The organism is Thiobacillus denitrificans DSM 12475 (assembly GCF_000376425.1).
GTDB classification, from domain to species: domain Bacteria; phylum Pseudomonadota; class Gammaproteobacteria; order Burkholderiales; family Thiobacillaceae; genus Thiobacillus; species Thiobacillus denitrificans.
In genome coordinates this window covers 135,712-156,372 of sequence record NZ_AQWL01000003.1, presented here as the reverse complement: position 1 = coordinate 156,372, position 20,661 = coordinate 135,712, and the positions used below count along the sequence as shown (strand labels likewise).

Annotated in this window: 19 protein-coding genes and 1 tRNA gene; 11 read left to right on the top strand and 9 right to left on the bottom strand. The window is 64.6% G+C overall.

Annotation, left to right across the window (positions count from 1 at the left end; genetic code table 11):
* Positions 1–48: 48 nt before the first annotated feature.
* Entirely contained in the window at positions 49–1,098 is a 1,050-nt protein-coding gene (locus B059_RS18720; RefSeq protein ID WP_245538735.1) for a LysR family transcriptional regulator, read from the bottom strand.
* Here B059_RS18720 and B059_RS0105345 point away from each other — a divergent pair.
* The 7 genes from B059_RS0105345 to B059_RS0105315 all read left to right on the top strand — a co-directional run bounded on the left by B059_RS0105345 (position 1,091) and on the right by B059_RS0105315 (position 8,812).
* The gene (locus tag B059_RS0105345) at positions 1,091–1,690 is read left to right on the top strand and encodes an FMN-dependent NADH-azoreductase (RefSeq protein ID WP_018077214.1); all 600 of its coding nucleotides are present in this window, start codon (positions 1,091–1,093) and stop codon (positions 1,688–1,690) included. The genes B059_RS18720 and B059_RS0105345 overlap by 8 nt on opposite strands.
* A gap of 50 nt (positions 1,691–1,740) precedes the next feature.
* Positions 1,741–2,439 (top strand): pirin family protein, encoded by a 699-nt coding sequence (locus tag B059_RS0105340; protein ID WP_018077213.1) that lies wholly within the window; start codon positions 1,741–1,743, stop codon positions 2,437–2,439.
* Between the two features lie 59 nt (positions 2,440–2,498).
* Entirely contained in the window at positions 2,499–3,188 is a 690-nt protein-coding gene (locus B059_RS0105335; RefSeq protein WP_018077212.1) for a hydrolase, read from the top strand.
* 65 nt (positions 3,189–3,253) lie between these two features.
* Complete coding sequence (locus tag B059_RS0105330) at positions 3,254–5,248, top strand: amidohydrolase (RefSeq protein WP_018077211.1); 1,995 nt, start codon at positions 3,254–3,256, stop codon at positions 5,246–5,248.
* Positions 5,249–5,266: 18 nt separating this feature from the next.
* Positions 5,267–6,916: an MFS transporter gene (locus B059_RS0105325; protein ID WP_018077210.1), complete on the top strand. Its 1,650-nt coding sequence runs from the start codon at positions 5,267–5,269 to the stop codon at positions 6,914–6,916.
* Between the two features lie 10 nt (positions 6,917–6,926).
* Complete coding sequence (locus B059_RS18715; protein ID WP_018077209.1) at positions 6,927–7,622, top strand: pirin family protein; 696 nt, start codon at positions 6,927–6,929, stop codon at positions 7,620–7,622.
* 104 nt (positions 7,623–7,726) lie between these two features.
* Positions 7,727–8,812, top strand: a complete 1,086-nt coding sequence (locus B059_RS0105315) for a hypothetical protein (RefSeq protein WP_157273624.1) — start codon at positions 7,727–7,729, stop codon at positions 8,810–8,812.
* A 58-nt stretch (positions 8,813–8,870) separates the two neighbouring features.
* Here B059_RS0105315 and B059_RS0105310 read toward each other — a convergent pair whose 3' ends face one another.
* Entirely contained in the window at positions 8,871–10,130 is a 1,260-nt protein-coding gene (locus tag B059_RS0105310) for an FGGY-family carbohydrate kinase (protein WP_018077207.1), read from the bottom strand.
* Between the two features lie 4 nt (positions 10,131–10,134).
* Positions 10,135–10,554 (bottom strand): preQ(1) synthase, encoded by a 420-nt coding sequence (gene queF / locus B059_RS0105305; protein WP_018077206.1) that lies wholly within the window; start codon positions 10,552–10,554, stop codon positions 10,135–10,137.
* A gap of 89 nt (positions 10,555–10,643) precedes the next feature.
* On the opposite strand from queF, the gene smc reads away from it, so the two are divergent.
* Positions 10,644–14,141 (top strand): chromosome segregation protein SMC, encoded by a 3,498-nt coding sequence (gene smc / locus B059_RS0105300; protein ID WP_018077205.1) that lies wholly within the window; start codon positions 10,644–10,646, stop codon positions 14,139–14,141.
* Positions 14,142–14,214: 73 nt separating this feature from the next.
* On the top strand, positions 14,215–15,498 hold the full coding sequence (gene serS, locus B059_RS0105295) for a serine--tRNA ligase (RefSeq protein ID WP_018077204.1): 1,284 nt from the start codon (positions 14,215–14,217) through the stop codon (positions 15,496–15,498).
* Position 15,499: 1 nt separating this feature from the next.
* Here serS and mltF read toward each other — a convergent pair whose 3' ends face one another.
* Positions 15,500–16,915 (bottom strand): membrane-bound lytic murein transglycosylase MltF, encoded by a 1,416-nt coding sequence (gene mltF / locus B059_RS0105290; RefSeq protein WP_026177317.1) that lies wholly within the window; start codon positions 16,913–16,915, stop codon positions 15,500–15,502.
* Positions 16,916–16,985: 70 nt separating this feature from the next.
* Here mltF and B059_RS0105285 point away from each other — a divergent pair.
* Positions 16,986–17,075: transfer RNA gene (locus B059_RS0105285), tRNA-Ser, on the top strand.
* A 140-nt stretch (positions 17,076–17,215) separates the two neighbouring features.
* Here B059_RS0105285 and B059_RS0105280 read toward each other — a convergent pair.
* The 4 genes from B059_RS0105280 to B059_RS0105265 form a co-directional block, all read right to left on the bottom strand.
* On the bottom strand, positions 17,216–17,398 hold the full coding sequence (locus tag B059_RS0105280) for a hypothetical protein (RefSeq protein ID WP_018077202.1): 183 nt from the start codon (positions 17,396–17,398) through the stop codon (positions 17,216–17,218).
* Positions 17,399–17,429: 31 nt separating this feature from the next.
* On the bottom strand, positions 17,430–17,684 hold the full coding sequence (locus B059_RS0105275; RefSeq protein WP_018077201.1) for a hypothetical protein: 255 nt from the start codon (positions 17,682–17,684) through the stop codon (positions 17,430–17,432).
* 180 nt (positions 17,685–17,864) lie between these two features.
* On the bottom strand, positions 17,865–18,080 hold the full coding sequence (locus tag B059_RS0105270) for a hypothetical protein (RefSeq protein WP_018077200.1): 216 nt from the start codon (positions 18,078–18,080) through the stop codon (positions 17,865–17,867).
* A 3-nt stretch (positions 18,081–18,083) separates the two neighbouring features.
* On the bottom strand, positions 18,084–19,754 hold the full coding sequence (locus tag B059_RS0105265; RefSeq protein WP_018077199.1) for a hypothetical protein: 1,671 nt from the start codon (positions 19,752–19,754) through the stop codon (positions 18,084–18,086).
* A gap of 24 nt (positions 19,755–19,778) precedes the next feature.
* On the opposite strand from B059_RS0105265, the gene B059_RS0105260 reads away from it, so the two are divergent.
* A complete protein-coding gene (locus B059_RS0105260; protein ID WP_018077198.1) occupies positions 19,779–19,994 on the top strand; it encodes a hypothetical protein in 216 nt (71 codons plus the stop codon).
* On the opposite strand, the gene B059_RS20750 is transcribed toward B059_RS0105260, so the two are convergent.
* Entirely contained in the window at positions 19,979–20,554 is a 576-nt protein-coding gene (locus B059_RS20750) for a hypothetical protein (protein ID WP_157273622.1), read from the bottom strand. The two genes, B059_RS0105260 and B059_RS20750, sit on opposite strands and share 16 nt — an antisense overlap.
* Positions 20,555–20,661: the final 107 nt, after the last annotated feature.

Here is a 20,661-nt window from a genome sequence, read left to right as displayed (position 1 = left end):
AACGACAGCCCGCGCCTCAGCAGACGACAAGCTCGAGGCTGTGAATGCTCAGGGAATTGACAGCTGCACGACTGCGGGCGGAATGTCCACAAATGCCGCGAGCAGCGCATCGATAAAGACTCGGGTTTTCGCTGGCATGAGTTTGCGCCCCGGAAACACCGCAGATACGGCCTGGCTTGGAAAGCACCACTTCGGAAGCACACGCAGCAGCGTGCCCTGGCGAACGTCGGCCAGGGCAAACAGGTCGGGCGCAGGCGCGATGCCGGCGCCTGCTCGTGCCAGGCCGATCAGCAATTCCGGTGAATTGGCGGTCACCCGAACGGCTGCAGCCCCCTCCCAGCGGGCCTCGCGCTTGCTGAGGCGCCAGTTCACGGGCTTGCCATCCAGGTCGAGCAAGCCAACGCCGGTGTGGTGAACCAGATCCTCGGGGCTCGCCGGATGGCCGAACGCCGCCAGGTAGCGGGGCGAGGCGTAGAGACCCGTCGAGAGGTCGAACAAACGTCGCGCCGCGAGCAGGCTGTCATCCGGCAAATCACCGATCCGAATCGCCACATCGAAGCCTTCTGCCAGCAAATCGACGCGTCGTGGCGAGAGGTCGAGTTCCAGCGAAATGCGTGGATGCATGGCCGCAAACGTGGCAAGCGTGTCCACCAGTAACAAATTGGCAAAGTCGCTGGGCATGGACACCCGTAGCCGCCCACTTGGCGCCGACTGGCGATGTTCACTCAAGGCCGCCACCGCTTCCACTTCGGCCACCACCTGGCGGGCATGTTCCAGCAATTGCAGGCCGAATTCGGTCACCGTTTGGCGCCGGGTCGTGCGCAGCAACAGGCGCTCGCCCAGGCGCCGCTCCAGTGCGGCGAGGCGCCGCGAAACGGTGGATTTGGGCAAGCCCATTCTTTCAGCCGCCCGGCTGAAGCTGCCCAGCTCGGCGACATGGGCAAAGATGAGCAGATCGTTCGGGTCGATGCTGCTTGCGCTGGACTGTTCCATACAAGGAACAATCTTAGCCATTTTTCGATATTTCCAAAGAGATTGGTGATGCTTACAGTACAACCATCGCAAACAACCCATCCGAGGGACCGAAATAATGAACATTCTGCAGATCAACGCCAGCGCCCGCCGTGAAGGCGCCAACTCCACCCGCCTGGCCAACGCCATTGTCGGCCGCCTGAAGGCCGCCGATCCCCACGCCCGCCTGACCCTGCGCGATCTCGCCGCCACGCCGCACCCGATTCTGGACGAAGCGGCGCTGGGCGCGCTGTTCACGCCCGCCGACCAGCGCACGCCCGAGCAGGCGGAACGCGCCGCCCTGGACGACGCGCTGATCGCCGAGATCCAGGCGCACGACACCATCGTGGTGGGGGTGCCGATGTACAACTTCGGCATACCGGTGCAACTCAAGAGCTGGATCGACGCGATCGCCCGCGCCGGGGTGACGTTCCGCTACACCGAAGCCGGCCCCGAAGGCCTGCTCAAGGGCAAGAAGGTGTACCTCGCCCTGGCCCGCGGCGGCCTCTACCGCGACACCGACCAGGACGCGCAGGTGCCTTACCTGAAGAACGTGCTCGGCTTCCTGGGCCTGACCGACGTGAGCTTGATCTACGCCGAAGGCCTGGCCATGGGACCGGAAGCGGTCGAGAAGGGCTTTGCCCAGGCCGAGGCGGATCTCGAGGCAGCGTTCGGCTGAACGCCCCGCTTTGCCCACAGGGAAGACTACGCTTAAATAAGGAGACGGCCATGACGACACTCAGACCTTCGAACGCGCGCGGGCACGCCAACCATGGCTGGCTCGACAGCTACCACACGTTTTCCTTTGCTCGCTACTACGACCCGGCGCACATGGGGGTGTCCAACCTGCGCGTGATCAACGACGATACCGTGATGCCCGGCCAGGGGTTCGGCACCCATGGCCACCAGGACATGGAAATCGTCAGCTACGTGCTCGACGGTGCGCTGGAGCATCAGGACAGCATGGGCAACGGGTCGATCATTCGACCGGGTGACATCCAGCGCATGAGCGCCGGAACCGGCGTTCGGCACAGCGAGTACAACGCTTCCAAAACGGAGCCGGTGCATTTCCTGCAGATCTGGCTGGTGCCGAATCGCGAGCAAGTCGCGCCTGGCTACGACCAGAAGCATTTTCCGCTCGACGCGCGGCGCGGCCGGCTGGTACTCCTGGTTTCGCCAGACGGGCGCGACGGCTCCCTGAGTGCGCATCAGGACGGGCTGCTGTACGGCACCGTGCTCGAGGCCGGCGAGGCGGTCGAGCATCCGCTCGCCGCCGGCCGCCGCGCCTATGTGCACGTGGCGCGCGGACAGGTCGCCGTCAACGGCACGCCGCTCGGCAGCGGCGACGGCGCGACGCTGGATGACGTCGCCCACGTTCACCTGGAAGGCCTCGGCCACGCCGAAGTGCTCCTGTTCGACCTGCCCTGACAACGCCGCCCCAGCGACGAGGCGGCCCCATTTCATCGANAACCGAGAGGAAACGCGCCATGAGCGACCCCAGGCTTGAACTCCTGACCCCACAGAACTGCCAGTTCATCTTCATCGACCAGCAGCCGCAGATGGCCTTCGGCGTACAGTCCATCGACCGCCAGGCCCTGAAGAACAACACCGTCGGCCTGGCCAAGACCGCCAGGGTATTCGATGTTCCCGCCATCATCACCACGGTCGAGAGCCGGAGCTTTTCCGGCTTTACCTACCCCGAACTGCTCGCTGTCTTCCCCGAGGCGCCCATCCTGGAACGCACCTCGATGAACGCCTGGGACGACCAGAAAGTGCGCGATGCGCTGGCCAGGAACGGTCGCAAGAAGATCGTCGTCTCGGGACTGTGGACCGAGGTCTGCAACATGACGTTCGCGCTTTCGGCCATGCTGGAAGGCGGCTACGAAATCTACATGGTGGCGGACGCCTCGGGCGGCACTTCCATCGACGCCCACAAGTATGCGATGGACCGGATGGTCCAGGTCGGCGCCGTGCCCATGACCTGGCTGCAGGTCCTCCTCGAACTGCAGCGCGACTGGGCACGTCGTGACACCTACGACGCCGTCATCGATATCGTCAAGGAGCATTGCGGCGCCTACGGCATGGGCGTGGATTACGCCTATACCCTGGTGCATAACGCACCGGAACGGGTTGCCCACGGCCCGACCCTGGCACCGGAAGTGGCGAAGGCGAAGTAGTCCCCGATCTGCGCAATGGGACGCTCCGTCCCTTGCACGCTGCCATCCGATGGAGGAAACAGACCATGTCACAGGATCCGCCTGACGGCAGCCGCCGTCGCTTCGTCCAGGCCGCCATGCTGGCCACCGCAGGATTTTCCTCCACGACACGCGCTCTCGCGAAAGGCAGCCGCATGATGCAGACGACGACGCCGGACATGATCCTGCGCAACGGCAGGATCACCACGCTCGATCCGCGCAAGCCCGAGGTCAGCGCAATCGCCCTCACCGCGGGGCGGGTGCTGGCCACCGGCACGGACGACGACATCATGAAACTGGCGAAAGCGGATACCCAGGTCGTCGACCTGGGAAAACGCCGCGTCATCCCGGGGCTCAACGACAGCCACACCCACCTGATCCGCGGCGGCCTGAACTACAACATGGAATTGCGCTGGGAAGGCGTGCCCTCGCTTGCCACGGCCCTTTCCATGCTGCGCGAACAGGCCGCCCGCACGCCGGCCCCGCAATGGGTGCGGGTGGTCGGCGGGTGGTCGGAATTCCAGTTCGCCGAACGGCGCATGCCGACGCTCGCCGAGATCAACCAGGCCGCACCGGACACGCCGGTGTTCGTCCTGCATCTGTACGGGCGCGTACTGCTCAATCAGGCCGCGCTGCGCGTGCTGGGCATTGGCGCGGACACGCCCAACCCGCCCGGCGGCGTCATCGAGCGCGACAAGCGGGGGAACGCCACCGGCATGCTGCTGGCCAAGCCCAGCGCCCTGATCCTGTATTCCGCCCTGGCCCAGGGCCCGAAGCTGCCCTACGAGTACCAGCTCAATTCCACCCGCCACTACATGCGCGAAATGAACCGCCTGGGGATCACCTCGGTGATCGATGCCGGCGGTGGCGGACAGAACTACCCGGACGACTACCGCGTCATCCAGGAGTTGCACGACCAGGATCAACTCACCGTGCGCGTCGCCTACAACCTGTTCGCGCAGAAAAGCGGTTCTGAACTGCAGTCCTTCCGCGACTGGGCGAAGATGGTCGAACCCGGCCAGGGCGACGACCGGCTGCGCATGAACGGGGCTGGAGAAAACCTCACCTGGTCAGCGGGCGATTTCGAGAATTTCCTGGAGCCCCGCCCCGACCTCGGCCCGGTGATGGAGTCGGAACTGGAGGCCATCGTCCGCCTGCTGGTCGAGAAGCGTTGGCCATTCCGCATCCACGCCACCTATGACGAAAGCATCAGCCGCTTTCTCACGGTGTTCGAGAGGGTGAACCGGGAGATGCCGTTCGACGGCCTGCGCTTCATCATCGACCATGCCGAAACCATCAGCCAGCGCAACATCGAGCGCATCCGGGCGCTGGGCGGCGGCATCGCGATCCAGCACCGCATGGCCTTCCAGGGCGAATATTTCGTGTCACGCTACGGCGAGAAGGCCGCTCGCCACACCCCGCCCGTCAAGGCCATGCTCGCCGCGGGCGTTCCCGTGGGTGCCGGAACCGACGCCACCCGCGTCGCCAGCTACAACCCCTGGGTTGCGCTCTACTGGCTGGTCACGGGCAAGACGCTCGGCGGGCTTCCCCTGTACGGCGGCGACAACCTGCTGGACCGCAACACGGCGCTCTACTTGTGGACCAAGGGCTCCAGCTGGTTTTCCGGCGAGCAGGAACAGAAAGGGGCGCTGAGCGTCGGCGAATATGCCGACCTGGCTGTGCTCTCGGAGGACTATTTCACGGTAGCGCCGGAGCGGATCCAGGCCATCGAATCCGTCCTGACCCTCATGGGGGGAAAGGTGGTGTACGCGGACGGCGAGTTCGCCAGGCTGGATCCGCCTTTGCCACCCGTCATGCCGGACTGGTCTCCGGTCCGAAAATTCGGCGGCCACTACCGGGCCAGTGGCAGCAAAGCGTCGCTGCTGCGCCAGGATACCCGGGCCTGCAGCGACGGGTGTGCCAGCGCCTGTACCGTGCACGGGCATCGTCACCAGATTGCCTGGGCCACGCCCCTGCCCATAGCGGAGGGCAGCAAAGGGGGCTTCTGGGGCGCGCTCGGCTGTTCGTGCTTCGCCTTCTAACGGCCCGGCGGCATGAGTATGGACCGGGAAAAAGCGGGATCTGACAGCGCGGTCTCGCCCTGGGCGCCATTCCGGGAGAACGCCTTCGCCGTGCTTTGGGTGGCGACGGTGATCTCCAACGTCGGCACCTGGATGAACGACGTCGGCTCGGGCTGGCTGATGACGACCCTGGTCCTGGATCCCTTCATGGTCGCGCTGGTACAGGCGGCGACGACGGCGCCGATCTTTCTCCTGGCGCTGCCGGCCGGCGCGGTGGCTGACATCGTCGACCGCCGAAAGCTGCTCATCCTGGTCAATGGCCTGATGGCGTCGACCGCCGCCGTGCTTGCCGGGCTGGTTGCGCTGGATCGCATGACGGCCGAACTGCTTCTGCTGTTCACGTTTCTGCTTGGCGCCGGCGCGGCATTCATCGCACCCGCCTGGCAAGCGATCGTCCCGCAACTGGTGCCGCGCGAGAAGCTCGCCGCCGCCATCGCGCTCAACTCTATGGGCGTCAATGTCAGCCGGGCCATCGGCCCCGCGCTAGCCGGCGCGCTGATCGTGTCCCTGGGGGTCGCCGCGCCTTTCGCGCTGAACGCCCTCAGCTTCGTCGCCATCGTCGCCGCGCTCGTGTGGTGGCGCGGCGAACCGCCCAGGGCCTCGCCGTTGCCGCAGGAGCGCATCGGCGAGGCCATGCTGATCGGCCTGCGCTATGCCTGGAACAGCGCGCCGTTGCGCGACACGCTGCTCCGGGCGGCGGCGTTCTTCGTGTTCGCCAGCGCCTATTGGGCCTTGCTGCCCGTCATCGCCAGGACCCTGTTGCAGGGCGATGCGCGGCTGTACGGCGTCCTGCTCGGCTGCGTCGGCATCGGGGCGGTGCTGGGCGCCCTGCTGCTGACCAAGGTCAAGCCGCACCTCGGGCCCGACCGCACCGTTGCGGCCGGGACTCTCGGCACCGCAACGACGCTCTGCGCCTTTGCGCTCGTCACGAACCCCTACGTCGCGGCGCTGGCGTCATTGCTGGCGGGGCTCTCCTGGATATTCGTCCTGTCGAGCCTGCACGTTTCGGCGCAGACCGCGCTGCCCAACTGGGTGCGCGCGCGCGGGCTGTCCTTGTTCCTGACCGTTTTCTTCGGTGCGATGGCGGCAGGCTCCGCATTCTGGGGCAAGATCGCCACGGAATTCGGCATCCCCGTCGCGCTCCTGGCCGCGGCCGGCGGTGCGCTGATGGCTATCCCGCTGACCTGGCGCGTCAGGCTCAATCAGGGTGAGGCGCTCGATCTCGCGCCCTCCATGCACTGGCCGGCCCCCGTGATCGCAAGCGACGGGAGGCCCGATCGCGGTCCGGTCATGACCACGGTCGAATACCGGATCGCAGCAGAAGATACCGCGGCCTTCCTGCGCCTGACGGCGGAACTTTCGGCCGCAAGACGCCGGAACGGCGCAATGCAGTGGGGAATCATGGAGGATGCAGCGGTTCCAGGCCATTTCACTGAGGTTTTCTTCGAAGCCTCCTGGCTGGCCCATCTGCGTCACCATGAGCGTGTCACTGTCGCAGACAGGGCGCTTCAGGATCGGATCCGCGCGCTGCACCGGGGAGACGTGCTGCCCACGGTCAGGCATTTCCTTGCCACGGACGACGAATCGGCAGTCGCATCGCGGGTTTCTCCAGACCCCATCGCAGGATGACGCGACCGGCATGGCCCTCCTGACTTCACGCGAGATAGGCGGAGCGCGTTCATGGGGCGCCGTCAGGGCGCTCAATCATGATCGCTGGCGGCCCGGCTTCGGGTTTGGCCTGCACGGCCACGGGGATCTGGAAATCGTGTCGTATGTCATCAGTGGGGCACTGGAGCACAAAGACTCGCTTGGCAACCGGATGGTGCTCAAGCCCTACGACGTCCAGGTCATGTCCAGCGGCTCCGGCATCATGCACAGCGAGTTCAGCCACTCCGCGACGGAGGGTGTCGAGTTCGCACAGATCTGGATTTCCCCGAAATACCTCGGCCTCCCGCCAGCCTATCAACGGCGATCATTCTCGCCTGCCGACATGCAAGGTCGATTGCGCCCGCTTGTTTCACGGGACCGGCGTGGCGGTTCGCTGAATCTGTGGCAGGACGTCTGCCTTTACGCGGCTATTCTCGGTGTCGGCCAATTGATCGAATATCCGATCGGACGCGATCACAACGTGCTCGTGTACGTCCTGAGAGGCGGCGTGCAAGTGAATGGCACCCCGCTGCGAGTGGGTGAAAGCATCAGGGCCATCAATGAAGGTGGCATCACGCTGAAGCCCCTGCAGAAGGCAGATATCCTGCTTTTCGACCTGGGGGCGGGTGCAGTGCCGGAATCGAGCCGGGCTGAGCAAGAACGTGCGGCGGGAGGAGATCCGGCGTGACCACCATGGCTGCGTCTGTCGGCCGTCGAAATCAGCCTGACGTGCCTTGCCGCGCCGGCAACCTAATATTGATACGCGCTCGTCGCGCGCTTCGAGGAGGCTGAATGCGTACACCGAAACAAGCGAGCGCGAAGCGCGCGACGGTTCTTTCCTTGCTCCTCGTGGCCCTGCAAGGCTGTGCTGCAGTCGGGCCTGCCGCATTGAACAATGGTCGATCCGCATATAACACGGTGATCAATGCGACCGAGGATGAACAGATCCTGTCGATCATCGTCCGCCGGCGGTACGACGAAACGTTCGGTATCCTCGCCGTGTCGAGCGTGACCGCCAGTCTGCGCATCGGCGCATCGGCGGGCACCGACGTCCGGATCGGGCCGAGCGGCGATTACCAAGGGAACCTTGTCCCGTTCAGTGCCGGTGTGACCTACGAGGAGAACCCGACCATCTCGTACGTGCCCATGCGCGGCGAGCAGTTCATCGAACGGATGCTGTCGCCGGTTAGCGCCGAGCAGGCGTTGCTTCTGAGCCGCATGAGCACCGAGGAAGTCGAAGTGCTGCGAATGCTGGTGCGACGGGCGAACGGGATCGTGAACCCGTTGTTCTCGTCGCAGCCCGTGGTCGACGGCGGGAACGCATTCAACCGCTTCGTCGATCTCTACGGGTGGCTGCGGGAGCGGGGCAGGCTCGACATCGTGCGGTCGGGCGACAGGCAGTACCAGATGCTGCTACACAACTTCACGCAAGCCGAAGCGAACAAGATTGGCGCGCTGCTTCAGGTGCTCGGCATCCAGGAACGTAGTAAAAACCGGGATCACATCGCTTTGCCGCTCCGGTTCTTCGTAGGCGAGCCGAGGACAGACGTCGTCGACCTGGAGACGCCCTCGGCGCTGGAGATCATCGAGGCGGCCGGATCGGGCGTCGAAGTGCCCGACGCTCACCTGTCCGAGGGGCTGGCGCGTTCGTCCGTGAAAGCCGGGATGCCCGCGCTGATTGCCATACATTCGTCGCGCGATCGCCCCTCCCGCGCGTCGGTCGCGACGATGCACAAGGGGTGGTGGCTCTATGTAGACGCACGCGATGCCCGGAGCAAGCAGGCATTCATGATTCTTCAGGCGCTCATCGGCCTTCGGCTGGACGAAGGCAATTCAGGGCGAGGATCACCGGTGTTGACCATCCCGGTTGCGCGTTGATGCGTGACAAAGGCGCGTGCGACTTACGATCTTTGCGCCTCGCCCTGCTTTCAGCCTCTCACTTGAAAAGTGCCAACCCATCACGAGCCAGTAGCGCGGCGCCATAGGCAGCCTCGGTGTGAGCGGCGCGCGTGACCGGGACGCCCAGTAGGCGCTGACGGATGTGGCTCCAGGCGCGGTTCTGCGCGCCACCGCCGGCGGTTTCCACCCGGGCTACCCGCGTGGTGCCGAGTTGGGCCAGTAGGCCGTAGCCCTTCGCCTCGATGCGCGCCAGGCTCTCCAGCAGGCCGTGCAGGAATTCGACGTCGTCGGCCGGGCGCGGCGTCAGGCGAGGGAAGAGCCCGGGATCGTTGACCGGGAAGCGTTCGCCGGCTTTCGGTAATGGCAGGTAGTCGAGCGGGCTGGCGACTTCCGGGTCGATTTTTTCACTGAGCGCGGCGAGCGTGCGATCGTCGAAGTACTGCTGCAGCACGGAGCCGCCCGCATTGGACGCGCCGCCCGCCAGCCAGCGATCGCCGAACCAGTGCGAGTAGACGCCGTGGTCGACCGATTCCACCCGGGTGTCGGACAGCAGCTTCAGCACCAGGGTACTGCCGAGCGAGGTGACGGCGTCGCCGCTGTGGGTGACGCCTGCGGCCAGAAACGCGGCGATCGAGTCGGTGGTGCCTGCATGCACCACGCAGCGAGTATTGACGCCGAGGTAGCGTGCGCGCGGACGCGACACGGTCGCCAGCCGTGAGCCGGGCGCGATCGGGACCGGCAGGGTATTGATGTCGGCGAGCGTTTCGACCCAGGCCGACCATTTCAGCGCATCGAGATCGAGCCCCATCTTGAGGGCGTTGTGGTAGTCGGTCATGCCCGGTTGTTCGGTCAGCAGGCCTGCCAGCCAGTCAGCCTGGTTGAGGTAGAGACGGGCACCGGTGAGGCCGAGGCGCTTCTTCAGCCACAGCACCTTGGCGAGTCCGGAGGTGACGGCGGCGGCCGGGTGGCCCGGCGTGGCGGTCTTCCGGATCAGCGCGGCTTCAATGACCGCACGGTCGTCGTTGTACAGGAGTGGCGGATGGCGCGGGCCCAATGCCTCGTCGCAGGCGAGCACCGTGCCCGAGGTGCCGTCGAGTGCGATGCCGGACAGTTGCGAGCGGAGCGCCGGCGGCAGCGAAGCGACCAGATCCCACAGCGCCTCGCGCCAGATGCCGGCGCGCTCGTAGTCTTCCAGTGTGCCGAAGTCGCGCTTGTCCTCGGCAACGATCATTCCCTCGGCGTCGATCACGCAACTGCGTGCGCCCGAGGTGCCAAAATCAATACCGATAAAATACAATGGATTATCCGCGTGTGTTCGACTGGTGCTCGAACTGGCCGAGGTCGACGCGCGGTACCGGCTGCCAGCCTTTCTTGCGGTGTTCGGCGACCACATTGGTGAAGATGCCGCCGCGCACGTAGAACTTGGCGGTCAGCCGCATGAAGCGCGGTTTCGTCACTTTGACCAGGTCGTCAAGAATCCGGTTGGTCACATCCTCATGAAAATGCCCCTCCTCGCGGAAGCTCCACATGTAGAGCTTAAGGCTCTTGAGTTCGACGCAGGTCTGGTCAGGAATGTAGTCGAGGATGATCGTGGCGAAATCCGGCTGTCCAGTCTTGGGACAAAGACACGTGAATTCAGGAACTTCCATGTGAATGTGAAAGTCGCGTCCAGGTTTTGGATTGGGGAAGGTTTCGAGGGTCTTGGCAGGCGTGGAGGGCATAAAAAAGCTCGGTGTAGAATGGCGGCAACAAATAACGCCCCCGCAAGGGCGTTTGGAGACTCCATTATAAAAGCCAAGGTTCCGCTGTCTTGCGTTTAACCCACATCAAACTTGCCGGTTTCAAGAGTTTCGTCGATCCCACCGTGATTCCCGTCCCCGCGCAGCTGACCGGCGTGGTGGGGCCGAACGGCTGCGGCAAGTCGAACGTGATCGACGCGGTGCGCTGGGTGCTCGGCGAATCGTCGGCCAAGCACCTGCGTGGCGAAACCATGCAGGACGTGATCTTCAACGGCTCCGCCAGCCGCAAGCCGGCCTCGCGCGCATCGGTCGAACTGGCATTCAACAACGAACTCGGCCGTGCCGCCGGGCAGTGGTCGCAGTATTCCGAAATCTCGGTCAAGCGCGTGCTCGATCGCAGCGGCGACTCCACCTATTACATCAACAACATGCGGGTGCGGCGGCGCGACGTCGCCGACCTCTTCCTCGGCACCGGGGTCGGCGCGCGCGCCTACGCCATCATCGAGCAGGGCATGATTTCGCGCCTGATCGAGGCCAAGCCCGAGGAGTTGCGCGGCTACCTGGAAGAAGCCGCCGGTGTGTCCAAGTACAAGGAGCGCCGCCGCGAAACCGAGGCCCGGCTGAAGGACGCGCGCGACAACCTCAACCGCGTCGAGGACATCCAGCGCGAACTCAAGAACCAGGTCGAAAAGCTCGCCGCGCAGGCCGAAGTCGCCCAGCACTACCGCAGCCTTCAAGCGGATTTGACGTTTGCCCAGCACCGCCTGTGGTATGCCAGGAAGCATGATGCCGCCCAGCAGCGCTCCCGCATCGACAAGGATCTGACCGAGGCGCAGAACAGGCTCGAAGCCGAAACCGCGCGCCTGCGCCACATCGAAGCGACCCTGGAAACCGTGCGCCAGACCCAGTTCGCCGGGCAGGACACGCTCAATACCGCGCAGGCCGCGTATTACCAGGCGCAGTCCGAGGTCGCGCGCATCGAGCAGGCCATGGCGCACCAGAACGCCACCCGTGAGCGCCTGTATCGCCAGGTACAGGATCTGGGCGCGCGCATGGAGGCGCAGCAGGCGCGCCGTGTGTCCACTGCGGAAGCCCTGAGCGAAGTGAATATGCAGCAGCCCGGCCTTGAGGCCGTGCTTGCCGAGGCCGAAGCCGCGGCGCGCCAGGCCACCGACAGCACGCTGCCGCAGAAGGACGCTGCCCTGCGCCAGGCGCAGCAGACGGTGGGCGAAGCGCAGCGCGTGGTCTCGCAACTGGATCAGGCGCGCCAGGTCGACGAAAACAGCCTCGGCCACACCAAACGCCAGCTCGAACAGCTGGATATGCGCCAGCGCAGACTCGCCCAGGAACAGGCGCAGCTGCCGCGAACCGATACCACGGGGCTGGCGCAAAAACAGATCGAAGTCGAGGAACTGGCGCAGACATTATCGACTGCGCAGATGGGCCTCAAGGAAGCCGAAACCGCCTTGTCCGAACTCGACGCTGCGCGCGCGCAGCACACGCGCGAGCTCGAAACCGCGCGCAAGACGCTGCACCAGACCGAAGCCGAGCTCGCCGCGTTGAAGAAATTGCAGGAAAGCCTCAAGGCCGACGAGAAGCTCGGCGACTGGCTGCACAGCCGCGGCCTGGACAGCGTGCCGCGCCTATGGGAAAAACTCTCCGTCGCGCCTGGCTGGGAAGCGGCAGTCGAAGCGATGCTGCGCGAACGCCTGCAGGCAGTGGCCGCCGAGGCGGCGCCCGCCTGGTTCGCCGATGCGCCGCCGGCGCGGCTCACGGTGTGGGCCGGGGACGGGACTGCGGTACCGGTTGCGGCGGAACTGCTTGCCAGCAAGATTGCCAGCGACGATGGCGCGGCTCACGCGGCACTGACCGACTGGCTTGGCGGCGTCTACTGGGCCGACGACGCGGAGGCCGCACGCGGCCGGGCCGCCAGCCTCGCGGCCGGCGAATGCGCGGTGACGCCGCAGGGCCATGTGTTCACCCGTCACAGCGTCACCTTTCATGGCCCGCACACGGCGGTGGAAGGCATCCTGGCGCGCGGACGGGAGCTCGAGCGCCTCGCTGATGACGCCGTGCGCCTGCGCGAGGAAGTGGCCTGGCTCGAAGCCGCCCACGCCGAGGCCCAGCAAAGCTACAGTGATCGCCAGCGCGAAATCCAGGCGCTGCGCGCGCAGACCGGGCAGACGCAAAGCCGCCACCACACCGCGCAAATGGAGTTGCTGCGCCTGCAGCAGGCAGTGGAGCGGGTGCAAAGCCGCTCCACGCAGATCACCCAGGAACTCGACGAGGTCACGCGTCAGCTGACCGCCGAGCGCGCCACACTGGAAGCGGTGGAGGCCCGCCTCAAGGACTACCGCGCGCAGGGTGACGACGCGCGCGAGGCGCTATACGCCGCGCGCCAGCAGCGCGACCAGGCCGACCGCGCCGTGTTCGAGGCGCGCGAGCTGCAGCGCGCGGCCGAGCGGCGCCACCAGGAGGCCGGCTTTGCGCTCACCACCTGCAACAACAAGATCAGGGAACTCGGCGAAACGCTGGCGCGCATCGAACAGGAAATCGCCGACGACGAGACGCGGCTCACGCAGGGGCGCGCGGAACTCGCCCGCCTGCCGGCCGACGCGCTGGATGCCGAACTGCAAGGCGCCCTGACAACGCGCACCGCAGCCGAAGCCGCCCTGGCCGCCGCGCGCGAAGCAGTGGAAGGCCTGACCGCGCAACTCAGAGGCCATGATGAAGCGCGCATGGCCTGCGAGCAGGGGCTCGACCCGCTGCGCCGCAGCATCGAGCAGCTAAAGCTCAAGGACCAGGAAGCCATGCTGATGCAGTCGCAGTTCGAACTGCAGCTGCGCGAAGCGGCGGCCGACGAGGCGAGCCTCGAATCGGGCCTCGCCGACAGCCCCAGGCCCTCGCAATTGCAGGCCGAGATCAACCGCCTGCAGAACGAGATCGCAGCGCTCGGTGCGGTCAACCTCGCGGCGCTGGACGAACTCACCCAGGCGCAGGAACGCGCCGAATATCTCGCCGCGCAATGCGCCGACCTGCTGGAAGCCGTCACCACGCTGGAAGACGCAATCCGCCGCATCGACCAGGAATCGCGCACGCGGCTGAAGGAGACCTTCGACACCGTCAACCGGCACATGGGCGAACTATTCCCGAAGCTGTTCGGCGGCGGCCAGGCCAGACTCATTCTCACTGGCGAGGAACTGCTCGACGCCGGGGTGCAGGTGTTCGCCCAGCCGCCCGGCAAGAAAAACGCCTCGATTCATTTGTTATCGGGCGGAGAAAAGACGCTCACCGCGCTGTCGCTGGTGTTCGCCATGTTCAAGCTCAACCCGGCGCCGTTCTGCCTGCTCGACGAGGTCGACGCCCCGCTCGACGACGCCAATACCGAGCGCTACTGCAACCTGGTCAAGGCGATGTCCGACCACACCCAGTTCCTTTTCATCACCCACAACCGCGTCACCATGGAAATGGCGCAGCACCTCGCCGGCGTCACCATGCAGGAGCCGGGGGTGTCGCGCATCGTCGCGGTCGACGTGGAAGAAGCGGTGGGGATGGTCGAAGCGGCCTAAATTCAGGCCGCCCCTAGCCGCAGCGGGCGGCTATCGGCGAAAATAGCGCTTTTGCGGCTATCTCTACACTCCCATGCTTGATATCCAGTTGCTGCGCAAAGACGCGGCCCATGTCGCCGAGCGCCTGGTGGCGCGCGGTTTTGCCTTCGACGCGGCGCGCTTCGATGCGCTGGAAGCCGAACGCAAGACGATCCAGACCCGCACCCAGGATGCACAGGCCAAGCGCAACGCATTGTCCAAGCAGATCGGCATGCTGAAGGGCAAGGGCGAGGACACCACGGCGGTGATGGCCGAGGTGGCGGGGCTGGGCGACGAGCAGAAGCAGCTGGAAACGCGCCTGTCCGACCTGCAGGGCGAGCTCAACGACTTTCTGATGGGGGTGCCCAACCTGCCGCACGAATCGGTCGCGGCCGGCAAGGACGAAGCCGCCAATGTGGAAGTGAGCCGCTGGGGCACGCCACGTCAATTCGACTTTCCGGTGCGCGACCACGTCGATCTCGGCGAAGGCCTCGGCCAGCTCGACTTCGCCGCGGCGGTGAAGATCACCGGCAGCCGTTTCAGCGTGATGAAAGGCGGGCTGGCGCGGCTGCATCGCGCGCTCGCCCAGTTCATGCTCGACGTGCATACGGCCGAGCATGGCTATTCGGAAGTCTACGTGCCGTATCTGGTCAATGCCGACTCGATGCGCGGCACTGGCCAGTTGCCGAAGTTCGAGGAAGATCTGTTCCATATCCCGCGCACCGACGCCGACAAGCTCTACCTCATTCCCACCGCCGAAGTGCCGGTGACCAACCTGCTGCGCGACGAGATCGTCCCGGCCGAAGCGCTGCCGCTGAAGTTCGTCGCCCATACCCCGTGCTTCCGCTCGGAAGCGGGCTCCTACGGCCGCGACACCCGCGGCATGATCCGCCAGCACCAGTTCGACAAGGTGGAACTGGTGCAGATGGTGAAGCCGGAGGACTCCTACGCCGCGCTGGAAGCGCTGACCGCCCACGCCGAGGCGATCCTGCAGAGGCTCGGCCTGCCGTACCGCAAGATGGCGCTGTGCAGCGGCGACATGGGCTTCTCGGCGGCGAAGACCTACGACCTCGAAGTGTGGCTGCCGGCGCAGAACACCTACCGCGAGATTTCCTCCTGCTCCAATTTCGAGACCTTCCAGGCGCGCCGCATGCAGGCGCGTTTCAAAACGGGGCAGGGCAAGCCGGAACTGCTGCATACCTTGAACGGTTCGGGACTGGCAGTAGGGCGCACGCTGGTGGCGATCCTGGAGAACTACCAGAACGCCGACGGCAGCGTGAGCGTTCCGCAGGCGCTGCGTCCCTGGATGGGCGGGGTGGAGCGGCTGGCCGCCGTCTGATTCAGCCCGGCCCGACAGCCCGGCCTTCCTCGCTGTCGCCCAGATTGATCAGCGGGTTGTATTCCGGCTCCAGCCGCAGCAGGATGTCGTAATAGTTGCGGATGTTTTCGGCAAAATGCAGCGCCTCTGCACCGCGCGCGTAGCCGTATTTCATGGCACTGGCATAGGTGCCCCGGCTTAGATGTGGCAAGGCCTCCTTGACGTCGGCCCAGCTGTCCGGGCTGCCGTTGCGCGCCTGCGCGATGCGGCGCGCGTCTTCCATGTGCCCCTGCCCCTGATTGTAGGCGGCCAGCGCCAGCCAGGTGCGGTCGGGCTCGGAGATGCGGCCGGGCAGGGCTGTTTTCAACTTGAGCAGATAACGCGCGCCCCCAAGAATGCTCTGGCGCGCATTGAGGCGGTCGGTGATTCCCATGCGATCGGCCGTTTCACCGGTCAGCATCATCAAGCCGCGCACGCCGGTCGGCGAGGTGGCGAACGGGTTCCATTGCGATTCCTGATAGCCGATCGCGGCGAGCAGGCGCCAGTCGATGCCGGTGAGGGTTTGCGCCTCCTGGAAATGCTGGCGCAGTTCGGGCAGCCGTTGCCGGCGGCGCTGCAGGATGCCGACGATGTCCGTGCTGTCCAGCCGCTTGATGTGGCCAAAATAGCGCTCGTAAATGCGCTTGATGGTGCCGTCCTTGCGCGCCTGCTCGACGAAGCGTGCCAGCGCATTGCGCAGTGCCTGCGAACTGTGAGTGGGCAACGCCCATACGATTTTCTGCGTATCGCCGATGTCGAACGCCACCGCCAGTTCAGGGTAGAAATTGCGCATCGGATCGAAATCCATGCCGTTGATGACCACCGCGTCGTATTTGCCGGCCTGCAGCTGCGCGAGCAGTTCTTCCGGCCAGACGTTGTCCAGCGCCGACCAGGCAAGTTTCGGATGCTTGCGCTTCAAGCGCATCAGCATGGGCGTATGCCCGGAACCAATAATCAGGGCCAGCCTTTTCCCGGGCAAGTCCGCCATGCTGCGCGGCGCTCTGTCGCTGGCGCGGTAAACGATGTGGACCGGCGTTTCAAACAGCACCGGGCCCGCAATCAGGTGACGATCCTTCACGACCGCAAGCGGCAGGGCCGCCGCTGCCAGATGGACCTGGTGCGTGTCGAGCAGTTCGAACAGGGCTTCGGGGCGGGTTTTTTCGGTCCAGCTGAGCGACCAGTTCTGCGAACGGCTGAACGCCATCATCAAGTCATGCTCGAATCCGGCGGCCTCGCCATTGTGGGCGATGTAATAGGTGGCCGGGCTATTGCGTGCGCCGACCCGTAACTCGCCGGTGGCTTCGGGCGGGGGCAGGGAACGGCTGCAGGCAGCCAGGGCCAGAACCAGCACCAGCGCAGCGAGCTTCCCGATCGGTCCCCCTGTTTTTATGGTGGGCATGGGCGGAGTCTGACCGAGTGCGAAATTTTCGTCCAGCAAACCGTCCGGCTCGGTTACAATACGCGCCGCCGGAGAGGTGGCAGAGTGGTCGAATGTACCTGACTCGAAATCAGGCGTAGGTGCAAGCCTACCGTGGGTTCGAATCCCACCCTCTCCGCCAGTATATACAATAAGCCATTGATAAATAAGATAAATATAAAAGGCTAAACAATCTAAGTGACCTTCTAAGCATATCAGTACCCGCCAACGAAAAGCCCGGCGCTAAGGCCGGGCTGTCTTTGTATCAGGAAGGGAAGCGGGTCACTGGATGGGCTCCAATCGCATCATCGTTTCCCCGATGGTTTCACCGAAGGCTTTGCGCAGTATCCCGGCTTCGACCTCGCTGATTTCCCCGCCGTCGACCGCGCGTATAAGTGCGGCCAGGGCCGTTAGTTGATCACCAATACCCGACGCCTCGCGCATCTGCCGCTGTAGATCAATCATTCTGGGGCTATCCGGGATCGCGGTTCTCACGCTATGCCGCCAATTTTTCAGCGTTAAGCAACGCTTCGGCATCCGCCCCTAGGCTCTCAAGCCTTTTTTGCAGATCGCTCAGGGCTCCGGCAATAAAATACAAATGATTCTGCGCCTCGGAGACCGAGGCTTCGCTGCGGCGATCGAATGCCAGCGCGGCGTAAAGCAGGCCAAGGCCAGCCTTAAGTGACTTGGATTCTAGAGAGAGTCCGTCGACGAGATCGAGGTGCGTGCGTACTACAATGGGTTCAGCCATTTGAGACTCCAGTAAAGTTTCAGGTGGTCAGGGGCGGCCAGGTGTTGACGCACTTGGCGGCCCCGCTATCCAGACACAGGGTGCCGGATGCGTCGCATCCTACGCCAAGCCAAACGAAAAGAAAACAGCCGCGCCAGAATAGGCTTAACGGCGTTTTCTCGGCTTAGTTGATGCCAAACCCTATCCCATCATTTTCAACAGCGTGTCGCCGTCGATCTCGCCGCGGTCAAACATCTTTGCGAGCCGCATCGCCTTGGGCGAATCATTGAGAAGAAGCATTAGAAACTTGACCATGCTTCTTCGCTCGGGCTCGGTTAATCCAGCCTCGATTTTGCAGCGGGCAAACTCAAGCGAGCTTTTAAGCACTGACGCGGGCTCCGGCACGATCGCGCTCACGGGTTAGTTCCGCCGCCCGTGCTGCAGGGCGGCGGTCCGTAGCAATCCTTCCACCGAATCGGCGCCCGTAGTCGATGCGGTGATGGGTCCAAGCTGTTTGATGTGTTCGATCAGGTGCGCAACTCTCTCAAGCCCTTGGATCGTCTTTTCCATCTGCGCGCCTGGCTTGACCTCGACCGAGACTTCCTTGCCGATGCCGTCGAGCGACTGCTGCAGCGTAGCGGCCTGCGCCTCGGTGGCGCGCAGCAGCTCGGCCTGGCCGGCGGCGCGGGCGCCTTCCTCGGCTGCGGCTTTCTCCAGCGCGGCGGCCTCGGCCAGGCTGGCCTGCTTCATCAGGTCGGTCTTCAACGCGGCGTCACTGAGACCGCCGGCCAGATCGCGCACCGCGGCGGCCTGCGCCTGCACGTCCTCCAGGCTGGCGGACGACGCCTCGCGCTGCAGCTTCATCAGCGCGATGATCGCGCCGAGCCGGGCCTGCGCCTGCGCTTCGGGGTCATCGGACACTTCGGCGGGCGCGTTGGCTTCGGCGCGCAGCTTCTTCGCCTGGCGCAGGTAGTCGGTCTCGGCCTTGATCGACGCGGAAAACGCCGACTGCAGCGCCGACTGCAGGCGCTCGGCGTCCTTGATCTGCTCGTCGGTGGATTTCTTCAGATCTTCGTTGGCCGTTTTTTGATCTTCGACGGCTTTTTTGCGAGCAGTCGCTGAGGCGGCAGCGGAATCGGCTACCCGATTTTCCTCATTAGCCAGCACCTGCAGGCTGGGTATGATTGTTCGCAGCATCGCCACACGCTTGTGGTCTTCCTCAAACCCATCCTTACGTAATGCGTTGAGTTGCTTCTGCGCCTCAGCTAGCCGATAGGTCGCAGCGACGTCGTTGTCTGTTACCACGTCCGAAACCGCAAAGCGAACGGCCGCCATCGCAGCGGCTGTCAGTCCACCCTGCTTCGCGGCATCAGCCATCAACCTGGTAACCTCGTTCAGCCCAGGCAGCATCTCGTTTGCGACCGACACGCCGAGGCCGCTCGCAGCGGTCTTCAGCTTGTCCATGTTGTCGTTGAACTGGGCCGCCGCCCGTTCCGCGTCCGGGCCGATCACCACGCCAAACGCGGCGGCTTCGTCCTTAAAGGCCCGGATTCCGGAACGGCCCAGGTTAAGCAGCGGAACCAGATCAGGGCCAACCTTCTTGCCGAACAGCTCAATTGCCAGCGCAGTCTTATCCACGCCGTCCGGCATCGTTGCAAATTGATCGGCAATCGCATCCAGCGCGTCGGACGAGTCGGTGAATTGCGCCGGGTCAATGCCCAGCGACTTGAACGCATCTGCGGTGGGCCCGGCGCCGCTCTTCGCCCGATCCAGACTGTCGACCAGCGCGATCAGGCTCTTTTCCATGTCCTCGACGCCGCTCATCTTGCCGACGTATTGCAGCGCCGAGAAATCCTCGACGTTCGTGCCGGCGCGCATTGCCGCCTCGCCGGCTTCGTCCATCGCATCGATGGTCTGCTTGATTTTTCCGACAAAGCCCGCAACCGACAGCCCGACGAAGATGCTGCCGAGCGTGCCCGATAGCGAGGTGGCTGCGCTGCCGATTGAAGCTAACCCGCCCTTGACCGACGTAAACGCGGCCTTGGTGCGGTCGACTGCTGACAGGATTATTTTGGTGATGGGGTTGGCCATGTCCGTTCCTTATTGAATGCGCGATTGAATGCGCGTGGCGGGCTCAAGGTCGGCCGCCGTGACGACAGCGAACGGCGCGACTATCAGATCAACGCCCCCGCCAGCAATACGGATGGCGCAACCGAACGCCTCGACATGCAAGCTGCCGGCGGCTACGCGCCGCCGAAAATCTGGGGCAGCGCCGGCGTGGATATAGACGCTTTCCAAAATTTCTTCCATTTTCTTCAGCGCTCCCATTGAGTTGAATTAATCCAGCGGCCTTGCTCGCGCAAGGTGTTGGCGATGGCCTCGACTTCCGTCCATGCTGTAGTGAGTAGGTGCCGCGCTTGCCGCTGCGCCCATGTCATCGCCAAACGCTGGTCGGAGGCGGCAAGGATCGCGCGGCATTGTTGGTGGTCGGGATCGTGCATGCGCAGCTCACCACTAAGGCGATGGCCAGCGGCGATCAGCTCGGCTTGCCTGCCAGCCACCAGCATGACGGCGTAATTCAGCGCAGCTTCGGCGGTACCCAGCCCGGGCCAGATCAGGCACGCGGCCTGAAGATAAACGCGGGCGACCTCATCCGGCGGCGGCGGGTTGGTGATGCCGTTATCGCCAACCGGACTCAGCACACCAGCCCGGCCAGACGCGCCATCCGGCGATACGCGCGCATCGTTGCATGGCATTCCAAGCGCCCTGCCGGCGACGATATGCCCCGCTTCGTGGATAGCCACATCTCCGGCCTGTAGTGTCCATGAATGGATAGCGAAAATCGCGCGCTTAAGGTTGTCGCGTGGTGGCGGTTCGATTCGTGGATTCATAAATTGTGCTCCGTGTGTGGTTGAACCCGTCGCGCGGCAGCCGACGCGCCCGGATGGTTCTCGCAAGCCGTAACGACTTGCCCGGTGTGCTTTCGCACTTATCCGGC